Origin of the sequence: Streptomyces sp. NPDC005963, from assembly GCF_040638655.1 — a bacterium.
GTDB lineage: Bacteria > Actinomycetota > Actinomycetes > Streptomycetales > Streptomycetaceae > Streptomyces.
Map to the genome: position 1 here is coordinate 77,947 of NZ_JBEXVD010000014.1, position 12,338 is coordinate 90,284.

The window sequence follows — 12,338 nt, forward strand, 5'->3', positions numbered from 1 at the left end:
GGCGCTGACGAACAGGGCGGATCAGTTCCCCCGGCTCCAACGGAACTCGATCTCCGGGAACCGTCGCGAAGGGGCCCTGAGCAGCGGGGCGGGACGACGGGCGAGGAAGCGACCGAAGAACGCGACCGCGTAGGCGCGGGTGATCTCCGAGCCCCGGTCGGCCGGCAGGGTCCCGAAGGCACCCTGCCATTCCTCCGCGGGCCAGACCGTACGCAGTCCGATGGCCTCGGCGTAGGCGGGCAGATCGGTGGCGGTCAGATGTCCGCCGTCAGCCAGGTGGAGATGGCGTCCCCAGCCGTGGTGCGCGGTGCGCCAGCGCCCCCAACTCTCGTGGTCAGGCGCGGACGTGAGGAGCAGATAGGGCCGGTCCAGACCGACATCGGGGACTGTGGTGCCGAAGAGTCCGCCGTCGAGGTTGAGCCCGGCGATGAAGCGTCGGTCCTGGCGCATCGCCTCCGCAGCCGCCGGTCCGCCCATGGAGTGGCCCAGCAGCCCGATGCGCGGTGGCAGTACATGGCGTTCGGTCAGACGGTCCGCGACGAACCGCAGGTCAGCGGCGCGTACCGCGATCTCAAGACGGTCCTGCGCATCCCAGTCGTCCGGGTTGGCCGGGAGGCTGCCGAGGATCAACCGCCCGTCCGGGAAGGCGACGACTGCCGCGTCGTGGGTGTGGTCGACGGCGGCCACGAGATGCCCGTGCGAGGCGAGTTCGACGGCGAGGGACGTGGTCAGGGCTCGGACGGAGCCGCGTCCATGGCTGAGGATGATGAGGGTGGGCAGGCGCGGGGCCCGGCGGCCGGCAGTCGCTCCGGTGCGCACACGGGCCAGCGCGCCGGCCGGCGCGCCCCAGCCGGACTCCAGTACGTGCGCGGCCCGCGGGTGGATGTACGTGGTGTCGGCACCGCCGGTGGGCGTGCTGGGGAACCAGAGTTGGACCATCAGTTCGCGGGGACCGGGCCTCGGGGACAGGGGGTCGGTGCGGGTCTGATCGACCAGCGGGAAGGAGTGGCTGGCCACGGCCAGTCCACCCGAGGGGCGGGGCAGCCGCAGTGGGCCTCCGGTCAGGGGGGTGGCGGCGTGGGCGATGCCGGGCAGGGCAGCCGCGACGGCCGCGCCTCCGGCCCCCAGCAGCAGGGAACGACGAGCGAGCACCGAAACCTCCTGGGGCCGCGGGAGCGGGAGTGTTCCCGGGGCACGCACACCATAATTGGTCCGGACCAATTTTCGTGAGGGTTTGAGGATCACGCATCTGACCTGTGCCTCGGTCGAGTTGTTCGCACCAACGACCCGACGGTTTGCCACTCTCCCCGACAGGGGAGCAGCTGCCGGAGCCGTTCCACCGGACACCGAGCAGGAACGCACCGAACGCCCCCTGCGAGTGACTGCCCGCTGTTGCGGGCGACCGTCGCCACCACTCTTTCGGGTCGGACCGAACCGGGGAATGAGGCATCTCCACACCTGGTCCGTGCAGTTCGTAGCGGTACCACCGCCGTCTCCCGGCACCCGGGGAGCGCTGCCCACCGACCCTCAGGAGGAGGAGAGTTGCCGACGAGCAGCGTTCAGAAGCACCGGCACCGCACATCACGACACACCGGTCCGACCGGCGGTGGGTACCGACCACCAGGTGTGCCCGGTACGGGGTCTGGGCAGTGCTGTGACGTCGTACGGCGCTGTCCCGCGTCCTGGGGTGGCGGCGCACCGGGTGGCTGGAGATGACTGATGGCACAGACCGGATGGACCCCGGGCGGAGCGCACATCCGCGTGGCCGACGCGGGGCTGCGAGTGCGGGGCGGCAGAGAGGCGCTCCACGGAGTGAGTCTCGACATCGCACCGGGGCAGCTCACGGCGATCGCCGGCGGCAGCGGCGCGGGCAAGTCGCTCCTGCTGGAACTCCTCGCGGGATTACGCCTCCCCTCGACGGGCACGGTCCACCACGACGGCCGGGCGCCGGCTCGCGCCGCGGTGCCCTCCGGCTTCGTGCCCCAGGAGGACATCGTCCACCGCGGGTTGGGTCTGCGCCGCAGCCTGGAGTACGCGGCCCGGCTGCGGGGTGCCGCTCCCGACAGTGTCGACGGCGTGTTGCAGGAGTTGGGGCTCGCCGAGCGCGCCGAGCAGAGCGTGGGAACACTCAGCGGCGGGGAGCGCAAACGCGCCGGCATCGCGGTCGAACTGCTGACCCGCCCCCGGGTGCTGTTCCTGGACGAACCGACATCCGGTCTCGACCCGGCGACCGGCGAGCGGCTCATGGACACCTTGGGCGCGCTGGCGTCCTCCGGGGTCACGGTGGTGCTCACCACTCACTCCCCTGCGGACCTCGCCCGGTGCCACCAGGTGGTCTTCCTCACTCCCGACGGTGGGTTCGCCGGGTCCGGCACGCCGGACGAGGTGCTGCGGCGCTTCGACGCACAGGGCTTCACCGAGGTGTACGCAGCGGTGGCCGAGCCCTCCGCGACGGTCGGTGCGGCTGCTGCCACCGCCTCGGCGACGGGGGCGGCGGCGGCTTCCCCCGCAACCGTTGCCACCGACCGTGTCACCGACCCGGCCGGCCCCCGTGCCGATCCCGTCGGACGAAAGGCTCACGCCACCGAAGCCGACGCGGCATCAGCGGTGATCGAGGAGTCGGTGGTGCGTACGCCGTCCTCGGGGCCCGGAGCGCTCGCCCAGTGGTGGCTGTTGACCCGACGCGGCGGGGAACTCCTGGTACGGGACCGGTTGTCCGCCGCGATCATGGTGGGTTCGCCGCTGATGATCGTGGCGATGTTCGCCCTGTTGTTCCGCCCGGGGGTCTTCGATCCCCACCGGCCGAGCCCGTCGTCGACGGCGATGGTCCTGTTCTGGATCGCGTTCGGCGCCTTCTTCTTCGGCCTCGCCTATGGATTGCTGCAGATCTGCGGAGAGTTGGGCGTGGTCCGTCGTGAACGACTGACCACCCTGCGCCTCGGTCCCTATCTGGCGTCCAAGGTCACCCTGCTGCTGCCGGTGCTCGCCCTGGCGGATGCGATCCTGCTGCTCGTCCTGCGGGCCGGCGACCGGCTGCCGGACGCCGGAGCGGATGTGTACGGTTCGCTGTTCGTGACCAGTGCCCTGGCCTCGGCGGCAGGGCTCGCCCTGGGCCTGTTGACCTCCGCCGCGGTGGCGGACCCGGGCCAGGCCGCCCTGATGCTGCCGTTGTTGTGCTTCCCCCAGGTGTTGTTCTCGGGCGCCTTCGTACCGGTGCCGCTCATGGCGACGGCCGGTCAGTGGATCAGCGTGGCGATGACCAACCGATGGGCGTTCGAGGCACTGGGGTCGGGCGCTGGTCTTGAGACGCTGTGGGCTGGGGGCACATCGCCCCTGGGCCGCCCGTTGCTCACTTCGTACGGCGACAGCTTCGCTCATGAGCCGTGGACCCGGTGGCTGGTCCTCGTCGGGTTCTCGGTCCTGTTCATCGGGGTGGCCGGGTGGCTGCTGCACCGGCGGTGCCCCACCGTCCACCGGCCGGTCGTGAGCCGTCGTCAGCAGGTCAACCGGGGGGCGAGCCCGTCCGGGGAGGGCACGCGGTCCCGGTAGGTGAGCGTGAGGAAGCGAAGGAGTGCGTCGACGTCCGACGGCTGGGATGGCAGCCCCAGGGACACCCGGATCGCTCCGCCCGAGGGCAGCCCCAGACGGGTGAGGTACTCGTCGATCGTGGTGTTCTCACCGTGCCGACCGGTGCGTTGGAGCGCTTTGAAGCCGATGTCGAAGGCGGCCTCGCCGGCACCCGGGTTGCAGAAGCAGCCGGTGCGCAGGGAGATCCCGGCCCGGGCACTGTCCCGGGCGACGATGCGTTCGTCGACCACACCACCACGGGCGTCCAACACATTGAGGGCGAGGGTGCCGCCCCGACGGTGGACGGTCCGCGGGCCGTAGAGCCGCACCAGGGGGCTGCCGTCGCCATGGCGCAGGGCGAGCAACCCCGACAGGAGACGTGCGGTGAGCCGGGCGACGTGGTCGTGGACGGCTTGGACCCCGATGGATTCCACCCAGTCGATACCGGTGCTGATCTCGGGTATCGCATGGAAGTCGACCGTGCCGTCCTCGAAGGCGGCTTCTCCTTCGGCAAGGCGGTGCCATTGGCCCTGGGCGCTCACCACCTGGATCGTGCCGCCCGAGAACCAGGGCCGGCGCAGCAGGCCGAGCGCGGACTTCCGTGCGATGAGGCATCCCACACCGGTGGGGTAGCCGAAGACCTTGTACCAACTCAGTACGGTGAAGTCGGCGGGCCAGCGGCTCAGCCGCAGCCGATTGGTCGGGGCGAAGGCGGCGGCGTCGAGGAGCACGTGCCAGCCGTGTCGTTGGGCGTACGGTATCCACTCCAGCGGGTGCTGCACCCCGCTGAAGTTGGACTGGGCGGGAAAGGCGAAGAGCCCGCGTCCGCCGCGCCGGGGTCTCAGCGCACGGCTGATCTCCGTGTCCGGGACGCGGAGGTCCGGTCCGGTGACGGGCACATAGGTGGTGTGGGCACCCCGGGTTCGGGCGAACTCCCGCAGTCCGTTGACCGAGTTGTGGTTGTCCAGGGTGAGCAGGAGCCGTGCGTGGCGCGGGTGGAAGGGGTAGCCCTCGCCGACGAGTCGGCAGGCTGCGGTCGCATTGGCCGTGAAGACTGCGGTGTACTGCGCGGGGTCGGCGTCGACGAAGTCGAGCACCCGGCGTCTCGCGTCCTCGACGAGTGCGGTGGTGCTGGCGGATGCGGGGCTGTCCGAGTGGGGATTGCCGTAGACGCCTTGGGTGAGCCGGGCCGCTTGGATACGCAGCTGGCGGCGGGCCGGCAGCCCGGAGCCCGTGTAGTCGAGGTACACATGGCTGGTTTCATCGAGGTAGCCGTATTCGGTGGCGCGTAGGTCTGCGAAGTCCGCTTCCGTCATGGAGTCGGCACGTGCTCGATGTCGTGTGTCCTGACGCTTGTCATCGGTGCCGGTCGTCCCGGTTCTGTCTTCGGCCATGCTGTCCCCTGACCGTCGCCCCTCTCCAGGATGCGTCCGGGTGTCGTACATCGGCAAGATGACCTGCCTGCCTCCACGAACCGTGTGGGTGCGGCGGGGCGAATGGGGCGGGGACCGCGAGCGCCTTCTGGCGCGTGGAGTGTCGCGGTTCGGCGACGGGGACGGCAGATTGCGTATCACCGCAGGCCGCGGCCACTGCGGAGGAGGTGTCTAGGGAAAACCGGGGCCGTGCGCCCCGGGTGGCGCCCACGTCACGTTCAGTGAACTCGATGGGCTGTCGATGAAGATCCCACCGTGCCGAACCGGCCGCCCGGTGCCCGTTGGAAGCGATCAGTTCGCGCCAAAGCAGCCACCCTCCCTCCGGAAGCCGGCCTGCGGATGATCGATACGAGCGGGTTCCTCGATTCCTTCGAGCACATGCGCTCGAAGGAATCGAGACAACCTCGGTGGGGGTACGGCGATCGTGGTGTGATTGTTCGAAGAATCGGGCCTCCTGTTCGATGGCGCGCGCACCGGCGGGCGGGACACAGGACGCACCTTGCCCCAGCGCCCTCCCTGCGCGGAGAGGGGCTGCGGCAGTCGACGGCGTGTCGGGACGGTACGAACCTGGGGATCGGCGTACACCGGACGACGATGGTGCGCAGCGGTGGACATCTGGGGAGTGCGTGATGGAGGAGACCATGCGGGCCGTCGTCCTCGACGGGCCCGGGCCGGCGGACCGGCTGCACCTACGGGTGCTACCGATGCCCGATCCACCGCCGGGTTGGGTGCGCATCGCCGTCCGGGCCTTCGGACTCAACCGATCGGAACTGCACACCCGACTGGGCCTGGCACAGGGAGTCACCTTTCCCCGGGTGCTCGGCATCGAGGCCGTGGGAGTCGTGGACCACGACCCGGACAGCGCGTGGACGGTCGGCCAGCAGGTCGCCACCATGATGGGCGGGATGGGTCGGAGCTACGACGGAGGGTACGCCGAGTACACCGTGGTGCCGCGCGCCCAGGTCATCCCGTTCCGGTCGACGCTGCCCTGGGAGGTGATCGGAGCGGTCCCCGAGACGCTCCAGACCGCCTACGGCTCGCTCACGACGGGGCTCGACCTCCAGCGAGGGCACACGCTGCTGATCCGCGGCGGGACGTCCGCACTGGGTCTGGCGGCGACCGCGCTCGCGAAGGACATCGGTGCGACCGTGCTGGCGACGACGCGCAATGCGGCGCGTACGACGGCATTGCGCGAGCACGGCGTGGACCACCCGCTCGTCGACGACGGGGCCGTGGCGGAACAGGTGAGGGAGTTGGTGCCGCAGGGGGTCGATGCCGCGTTGGAACTCGTCGGTACTCCCACGCTGCCGGACACGCTGGCCGCCACGCGCGTCCACGGCACGGTCTGCTTCACCGGAATGCTCTCGAACCAGTGGACGGTGAAGGAGTTCTACCCGATCGGCTACCTGCCGCGCGGGGTGCGTCTGACGGCGTACGCGGGCGAGGCGGGAGATCTCCCCGCCGATGTCCTCCAGCGCACCCTGGACCGGATCGCGTCCGGAGAGCTCTCCCTCGGCCCCGTGCATGTGTACGCATTCGACGACGTCACCACGGCCCACCAGGATCTGGAGGAGGGCCGAAGGGCGGGAAAGCTCGTCGTTCGGGTCCGCGGGGACGCCGCTCCCTGAGCACGGTCCGGGCCGCCGGTCCAGCGGGGCCGCCCAGGGCATGCGCTGAGCGGTTGCCCTCGGGAAGAACGGGGGCACTCGCACAGATTCGGCATTTTCACCGTCGCGATGCCGATGGCTGAATCAATATGCATCGATTGCCGAACGTGCTCTCTTTCACGGATTTATCCACAGGATGCCTCCCCTATCCACAAGGTCAAAGTGGCGAGATTTCATCCGTTTGCGTCAGGGTTCTTTTGGAATTGGGGCGCTCCAGGAAGTCAAAGAACCCTCGGCATACCCTCACTGACACGCTCCAGCAGAAACCGATGCCCATTCGACTCTCACGGAGAGGTCGTCGACCGCGAGGGGCCGATCCATTTCGGTCTCTTGCTCCCGGGGCTTCTCCCACAGGGGCAGCGTCTACTTCTCGCCAGAAGCACTCTCCCGTACTTCGATGGTGCGCAGGGCGCTGTCAAAAGCCTCCCGCTGCTGGGGCGACATCATCGCGACGAAGGAGACCACCGCCTCCTGCGGGCTGTCGCTCCGCGCCCAGGCTTCCCTCATCAGCGTGGCCGCGTAGTCGGCCCTGGTCGAGACCGGGCTGTAGCGGAACGCCCGCCCTTCGAGCTCCCTGCGGAGCCAGCCCTTCTGATGCACCTTGTCCATCACGGTCATGACGGTCGTGTAGGCGATGGAGCGCTCCCGCTGAAGATCTTCCAAGACCTCCCGGACCGTAACGGGGCGGTTCCATCGCCACACGCGGGTCATCACCGCGTCTTCCAGCTCTCCCAACTGGCCTTTCACACGAACCAGCCTAGGGAACCTCAGGAGCGCACCCAAGCTATTACCGACTTCGTTCCCAGTCGCCCGGCGGGGTGTTCCATACGAGCGTCGAACCGCTGCGTGGAGACCTTCGTGAGCGGGTGAGAAATCATCGGACAGCTGACTCAAGCTCCACTGGAATCCACAACTCCGCATCGGCTTCGGTGCCTTCGTTCAGCAGTCGGGTGAGGACGATCTCGGGACCCGGCCGGCTTCGATACGGCTGCGAGGGAAACCACTGGGTGAAGATGTCGCGCCACAGGTACTGGAGGGTCGTGGGAAAGGGGCCCGAGCTCTCGAAGACCGCCCAGTTCCCCGCCGATACCGACAATTGGTCGAGGTCCGCCGGTGGCTCGGCCGAGGTCATCACGGCGTGGTAGTAGTCGAACTCGGTTCCCTCGCCCCGGTGGACGTCCAGACCGTCGCTGACGCCCGCGATCCCGCGCGGCTCCTGGTCGGACAGCGCGGCGATGCGCTGGAGGGTCGACGGGTCGATCCCCCGGATGAAGGTCATGAGGTCCGCGTTCATCCCCTCGTGGACCAGCGGCACCCTGGCCTTCTTGCCGACTACGGCGAACGCGTCCTTGTGCACGATCCGATAGCGCATGGCAGCGCTCCCTTCGATGGTCAGGCGGAAGGACATCCGCGGCTGGGCGGCGAGGACCGCGCCGGTTCGGCGGGCCTCGCTCGGGCCGATGCCCTGCATGGCCCGGAACGCCCGCGCGAACGCTTCGCTCGACGCGTAGCCGTAGGACTGGGAGATGTCGAGCAGCGTGCGCCGCCCGGCAATCACTTCGGCTCCCGCGAGGGTCAGCCGGCGGCGTCGGACGTACTCCGACAGTCCGATGCCAGCGAGCGCCGAGAACATGCGCCGCAGGTGGTACTCCGAGGTCATCGCGATCCGGGCGAGTTCCGCCATGTCGATCCGGTCGCCCAGATGGTCCTCGATGTGGCTCAAGGCGTCGTTCAACGGTTCCAGCACCAGGGGTGTCCTTCCCTTCTCGAACTCCTACGCTAGGAGTGGTCGGGGCCATGGGTCCCGGCATTTTGTGCCCGAAACGGTCGGGTACGGAGTCGACGTCCGACGGACCGTGCGCTGCGACCCGTCCCGATCGAGAGGTTCCACCGCCGTGGCGAACCGTGACCCTGCCACAACGCTCCTGCTCGACCGGTTCGTACGCGAGGTGAGCTCCCTCCTTTCGCCGGTTGCGATCTGGGCGCATGGCTCGCTCGGCGGCGGGGACTACCAACCGGGCCGCAGCGACATCGATCTGATCGCCGTGCTCGACGGGAACTGCTCCGCGGAGCAGTCGAAGGCACTCACCGCCCTCCACCGCCGGCTTCTGGAAGAACTCCCCCTCGCGGCGAAGCTGCACTGCAGCTATCTCGTCCAGTCCGAAGGGGCCGATGTGCGGGCCGAACATCTGACCTGGGCGCACCGGGAGTTGTTCCACCGAACGGTGACGCCGGTGACCCGGCGTGAACTCCATGTCTTCGGGGTGGTGCTGCACGGTCCCCCGCCGGCCGGGCTGCTTCCGCCCGTCACGGACGACGCATTGACCGCGTTCCTCATCGATGAGATGCGGGGCCCGTGGCGCGAAGCCCTGGCCAACCCGGAACTGTGGCGCCGGGACGGCTGGGTCGACTTCGGGATGCTCGCCCTGGCCCGGGCGTCGGTGACGCTGCGGTCCGGGCGGCTGATCACCAAGGCCGAGGCCCTCGATGTGCTCGTCGACGAGTGGAATGCACCTGCCGAGGTGGTGGACGACATCAGGGCACGCCGCTATGCCGACCCGACGCCCGCCACGCCCGAGTGGATCGACCGCCGAGCACGGCTGACGATCGCCTTCCTCCAGGACGCCCTCGCGGACCTGCCGACGCCGCAGGGTGGAGTCGATGCGACGACCTGAAGGGCCTCCCCCGGCAGGACACGGTCCGCTCGTCCGCGATCACCGACCGACCGCCGACCACCGGGCCGCTGCCCCCTGACGGCCGATCGCTGGGGGCTGGGGGCTGACCAGACCACCCGTATCCGGATTCCTCAGGGCCCTCCGGTGGTGCCCGGCACGGCAGGCGCCACGGGTACGGTCACCGGTGACGTGTGGGCCGGCGGACGGTCGTCGTGGAAGATGCCGGGGGCGCCCGGGGGCGCCGAGTTCAGCACCCACAGCCCCGCGAGGGTGGCCAGGGTGAAGACCGCGGTCACCAGGAGCGTGAGGACCAGCCGCCGCCGCCGCTCGCGGCGGTGCCATTCGCCCCGCGCCGTGCGGTACGCGTCCGGGGCTGCGTGGACCTGACCTGCGAGGGCCTCCATCGCCTCACGCAGTTGCCTCTCGGTGCCTGGAACGTTCATCGGCTCGGTGTCCTGGCCGCTCATCGACGGTTCTCCATCACCTGGGTCAGTGCGGCAATGCCGCGCGCGGTGTGCGTCTTGACCGAACCGGCGGAGATCCCCATGGCCTTGGCGATCTCGCCCTCCTTGAGCCCCATCCAGTGGCGCAGGACGAGCGCCTCCCGCTGCCGCGGCGGCAGCTTCTGGAGGGCCAGGATCAGCGCCTGCTGATCGTCGTGGAGCAGGGCCGTGTACTCGGCCGATGCCACCGGCTCGGCCAACGGGGTCTCGGCGTGCTTGCGGACGATCTGGAGGTGACGTATGCGCATGCGAGTCAGATTGCAGACGACCGAGCGAAGATAGGACTCCGCCCGATCTGCGTCGCGCAGTTTGCGCCACTTCCGGTAGATCTCGTAGTACGCCTCGGCGACGATGTTCTCCGGATCGTCCGCGCCGAGGAGGGCCGCGAGACGGAGCATGGACGTGTAGTGCAGTTCGAAGAGGCGGGCGAGGGCGGCCTCCCGCTCCGGCTCGCCCGTGCCCTGCCGCGGGAGTCCTCGGGGAGGCCGGGGCGGGTGCCCCTGTGGGACCGTGTCCCGGCTTCGGTCGGGAGCGTCGCCCGACTCCTCGCCCCTGGGCTGCGGTTGGCCCGGCACCAGGCCCGGGGCGCGTTCCCCCCGCTCGTCGTGGGCGGACTTGCCGGCCGATCCGGATGCGGACGTCGGATCGGCTGCGGTCGCGGCTGCCCCCTGCTCCACGGCCGTCGCGGGTTCTGGGGGCAGGAGGGTGCGGGATGCTCGCAAGGTCCGTCTCATGGGGACGTCGTTCCCGTCTCGGGCCGGGGCCGGACTGAAGGCCCTGTGGACAGTGAGGTGACATCCGGACCCTGTGGGGCGCCCCTCCACCGGAGCAGGGCGGTACCCGCTGCGGCGACGACCAGATTGAGGAGCAGGGCCGCGAGCCCGGCGTAGATTTCAACGGTGTGGCCGCTCGGGCCGAGCGGTATGACGGGCGAGAATCCCTCCCGTACGACCATGACGGTACCGAAGGCCATGCCCAGCGCCCAGCCCACGAGCAGCGCGCGGTCGTGGAGCCAGCGCGTGTACAGGCCGATGGCCACGGCGGGGAAGATCTGGAGAATCCATACGCCTCCGAGGAGTTGCAGGTTGATCGCGGCCTGGTCGCGCAGCCCGAAGACGAAGGCGACGGCTCCCACCTTCGCGGTGAGCGAGACCGCCTGGGCGATCCGTACCTGGCGTTTGGGGGTCGCGGTCGGATGGACGTACTCGACGTAGACGTTGCGGACGAACGAGGTCGCCGCGGCCACGGACATCACCGCGGCCGGGACGAGGGCCCCCACGGTGATGGCGCCGAAGACCAGCCCCGCCATCGGTGCCGGCATCAACCCGTCGACGAGCATCGGCACCGCGGACTCCGCGCTGCCCTCCGGGGTGCGCACCCCGGCCGCGATGGCGGCGACGCCGAGGAGTCCGAAGAGGGCGAGGACCGCGGTCCAGGCGGGGAGCGCCACGCAGACCCGGCGCAAGGTGGCCGGACCGGATGCGGCGAACCCCGCCGTGAGGACGTGGGGGTACATCAGCAGGGCGAGCGCCGAGCCGAGGGCGAGCGTCGCGAACGCGGGCTGCTGGTCCGGGGCGAGGAGCAGCGAGGCACCGGGTGCGTCCTGCGCGCCCAGCCGCTCGGCCGCCCTGCTGAACACCGCGCCGGGTCCCCCGAGTCCGTCGAGCACCAGCCACACCATCGCCAGGACGGAGGCGAAGACGGCGACCCCTTTGAACGCGGAGATGACCGTCGGGGCGCGCAGCCCGTGCCGATAGGTGGCGACGGCGAGTCCGGCGAACAGGGCGACCATCGCCAGATCGACGGTGAAGGTGTCCGAGGTGTCCATCCCGCCGGCGTTCAGGACGGCACGGATGCCGAGGAGTTGGAGGGCGAGGTAGGGCATGGTGGCGAGGATGCCGGTGAGCGCGACGACGAGGGCGAGCAGTCGGGAACCGTACCGACCGTGGACGAAGTCGGCCACGGTGATGTACCCGTGCTCCCGGGCGACCGACCAGAGCCTGGGCAGGAGGACGAAGGCGAGGGGGCAGACGATGACGGTGTAGGGGACGGCGAAGAACGCGGGAGCGCCGTTTCCGTAGGCGAGGCCGGGGACCGCGGTGAAGGTGTAGGCGGTGAAGACCGTCCCGCCCAGGAGGAGCCAGGTCCAGCCGGTGCCCAGGCTCCGGTCGGCGAGAGCCCAGCCCTCCAGCGAGGGCAGCGTGTCGCGGACGTGGAAGCGTCGGGCCCACGCCGCCAGCAGCGACACCGCGCCGATGACGGCGAGGAACGCCGCGGCCACGGCACCTTCGGTCATCGCTCACCGTCCGTGCTGTTCGCTGCGCACGATGCGCCTGGGCTGTCGTCCGGCCGCTCGGGAGGCACGTCCGGCCCGAGGGAGAGTAAGTCCACGGTCAAGTTCGTGTGTACTCCGTGTCAACCAAACCGCTCGGACCGGCAACTCTTCCACAGACCGGCGGAAAACAGGGACGGACGGCGGACAACGACGGAGGA

Annotated in this window: 10 protein-coding genes; 3 read left to right on the forward strand and 7 right to left on the reverse strand. The window is 69.9% G+C overall.

Features of this window, described 5'->3' with window-relative positions; all coding sequences use genetic code 11:
• Window positions 1-21 precede the first annotated feature (21 nt).
• The gene (locus ABZ348_RS19890) at window positions 22-1,152 is read right to left on the reverse strand and encodes an alpha/beta hydrolase (RefSeq protein WP_358934763.1); all 1,131 of its coding nucleotides are present in this window, start codon (window positions 1,150-1,152) and stop codon (window positions 22-24) included.
• A 567-nt stretch (window positions 1,153-1,719) separates the two neighbouring features.
• On the opposite strand from ABZ348_RS19890, the gene ABZ348_RS19895 reads away from it, so the two are divergent.
• Window positions 1,720-3,549: an ATP-binding cassette domain-containing protein gene (locus ABZ348_RS19895; protein ID WP_358934765.1), complete on the forward strand. Its 1,830-nt coding sequence runs from the start codon at window positions 1,720-1,722 to the stop codon at window positions 3,547-3,549.
• Here the strand turns inward: ABZ348_RS19895 and ABZ348_RS19900 are convergent.
• Window positions 3,495-4,961: an aminotransferase class V-fold PLP-dependent enzyme gene (locus ABZ348_RS19900; RefSeq protein WP_358934767.1), complete on the reverse strand. Its 1,467-nt coding sequence runs from the start codon at window positions 4,959-4,961 to the stop codon at window positions 3,495-3,497. The genes ABZ348_RS19895 and ABZ348_RS19900 overlap by 55 nt on opposite strands.
• Before the next feature lie 668 nt (window positions 4,962-5,629).
• Here ABZ348_RS19900 and ABZ348_RS19905 point away from each other — a divergent pair.
• On the forward strand, window positions 5,630-6,628 hold the full coding sequence (locus tag ABZ348_RS19905; RefSeq protein WP_358934769.1) for a zinc-binding dehydrogenase: 999 nt from the start codon (window positions 5,630-5,632) through the stop codon (window positions 6,626-6,628).
• A gap of 402 nt (window positions 6,629-7,030) precedes the next feature.
• Here ABZ348_RS19905 and ABZ348_RS19910 read toward each other — a convergent pair whose 3' ends face one another.
• Complete coding sequence (locus ABZ348_RS19910) at window positions 7,031-7,588, reverse strand: BlaI/MecI/CopY family transcriptional regulator (protein WP_358934771.1); 558 nt, start codon at window positions 7,586-7,588, stop codon at window positions 7,031-7,033.
• Window positions 7,542-8,414 (reverse strand): AraC family transcriptional regulator, encoded by an 873-nt coding sequence (locus ABZ348_RS19915; RefSeq protein WP_358934773.1) that lies wholly within the window; start codon window positions 8,412-8,414, stop codon window positions 7,542-7,544. Before ABZ348_RS19915 ends, ABZ348_RS19910 begins: the two co-directional genes overlap by 47 nt.
• 148 nt (window positions 8,415-8,562) lie before the next feature.
• Between ABZ348_RS19915 and ABZ348_RS19920 the strand changes: the two genes are divergently transcribed.
• A complete protein-coding gene (locus tag ABZ348_RS19920; protein ID WP_358934774.1) occupies window positions 8,563-9,342 on the forward strand; it encodes a nucleotidyltransferase domain-containing protein in 780 nt (259 codons plus the stop codon).
• Between the two features lie 131 nt (window positions 9,343-9,473).
• On the opposite strand, the gene ABZ348_RS19925 is transcribed toward ABZ348_RS19920, so the two are convergent.
• From ABZ348_RS19925 to ABZ348_RS19935, 3 genes are all read right to left on the reverse strand, one after another.
• Entirely contained in the window at window positions 9,474-9,809 is a 336-nt protein-coding gene (locus ABZ348_RS19925; RefSeq protein ID WP_358934776.1) for a hypothetical protein, read from the reverse strand.
• On the reverse strand, window positions 9,806-10,258 hold the full coding sequence (locus ABZ348_RS19930) for a sigma-70 family RNA polymerase sigma factor (RefSeq protein WP_358934913.1): 453 nt from the start codon (window positions 10,256-10,258) through the stop codon (window positions 9,806-9,808). The genes ABZ348_RS19925 and ABZ348_RS19930 overlap by 4 nt, the downstream gene beginning before the upstream one ends.
• A 317-nt stretch (window positions 10,259-10,575) precedes the next feature.
• Entirely contained in the window at window positions 10,576-12,141 is a 1,566-nt protein-coding gene (locus ABZ348_RS19935) for a sodium:solute symporter (protein WP_358934778.1), read from the reverse strand.
• Window positions 12,142-12,338: the final 197 nt, after the last annotated feature.

Excerpts from the sequence above, each read along its gene's own strand:
- ABZ348_RS19895 (WP_358934765.1), top strand. The coding sequence starts at position 1,720 with ATGGCACAGACCGGATGGACCCCGGGCGGAGCGCACATCCGCGTGGCC.
- ABZ348_RS19900 (WP_358934767.1), bottom strand. The coding sequence starts at position 4,961 with ATGGCCGAAGACAGAACCGGGACGACCGGCACCGATGACAAGCGTCAG.
- ABZ348_RS19905 (WP_358934769.1), top strand. The coding sequence starts at position 5,630 with ATGGAGGAGACCATGCGGGCCGTCGTCCTCGACGGGCCCGGGCCGGCG.
- ABZ348_RS19910 (WP_358934771.1), bottom strand. The coding sequence starts at position 7,588 with ATGCGGAGTTGTGGATTCCAGTGGAGCTTGAGTCAGCTGTCCGATGAT.
- ABZ348_RS19925 (WP_358934776.1), bottom strand. The coding sequence starts at position 9,809 with ATGAGCGGCCAGGACACCGAGCCGATGAACGTTCCAGGCACCGAGAGG.
- ABZ348_RS19935 (WP_358934778.1), bottom strand. The coding sequence starts at position 12,141 with ATGACCGAAGGTGCCGTGGCCGCGGCGTTCCTCGCCGTCATCGGCGCG.